The 593-nt window shown below is 38.4% G+C and carries 1 protein-coding gene; it reads right to left on the bottom strand.

Features of this window, described 5'->3' with window-relative positions:
• Positions 1–46: 46 nt before the first annotated feature.
• Positions 47–400, bottom strand: a complete 354-nt coding sequence (locus tag DSM106972_RS51005) for a hypothetical protein (protein ID WP_127087851.1) — start codon at positions 398–400, stop codon at positions 47–49.
• Positions 401–593: the final 193 nt, after the last annotated feature.

Below are 593 nucleotides of genomic sequence, written 5' to 3'. Positions count from 1 at the left end.
CCAGTAAGGACTAGTAGACGCAGCCAAAAGTATAGCAGACTCAGGATTAACGAACAGCTTTAAAAGATGAAACTCCTCCTCTCAAGTTAAGATTTCGAGTAGTTTCACCACTAACAGTCACAGATTGACCTGTAAAGTTTTTACCTGTGTAAAATTTCCATTTTCCACCACTAACACTAACTCTTGTAACTTGTTTGCCCAGCTTACCCACATTTCTAACACCACGCTGGCTGCAAAAAACTTTTTGATTCTGCGCGTTCCTGAGTTCAATCCTTTTGACCGCACCTGTACATCCATTATTAGATTGGGCGGATGCATGATTTGCTGTTAACATTGTTCCACTCACCGAAGCCACAGTTAAAATTGCTACAGTCGCTAGTTGTTTGTTAAAGTTAAACATGATTTTACTCCTAAAGAGTTGAATTTAATTTCAGATGTGGGAACGCTTGAAGAAAGCGTTCTTTTTACTTATAGGGTAATCAAAATTATTTTATGCATCTACGCAGAACCACTATAAACATAGATAGTAGCAACGCCACACGAATAGCGCAGATTGTAAAAGCCAAGCTGGGTATAGGTTTTAAATGTAAAAG

It is taken from the genome of Dulcicalothrix desertica PCC 7102, from assembly GCF_003991905.1.
GTDB lineage: Bacteria > Cyanobacteriota > Cyanobacteriia > Cyanobacteriales > Nostocaceae > Dulcicalothrix > Dulcicalothrix desertica.
This window is presented reverse-complemented; position numbering and strand designations above follow the sequence as displayed.

Excerpts from the sequence above, each read along its gene's own strand:
- DSM106972_RS51005 (WP_127087851.1), bottom strand. The coding sequence starts at position 400 with ATGTTTAACTTTAACAAACAACTAGCGACTGTAGCAATTTTAACTGTG.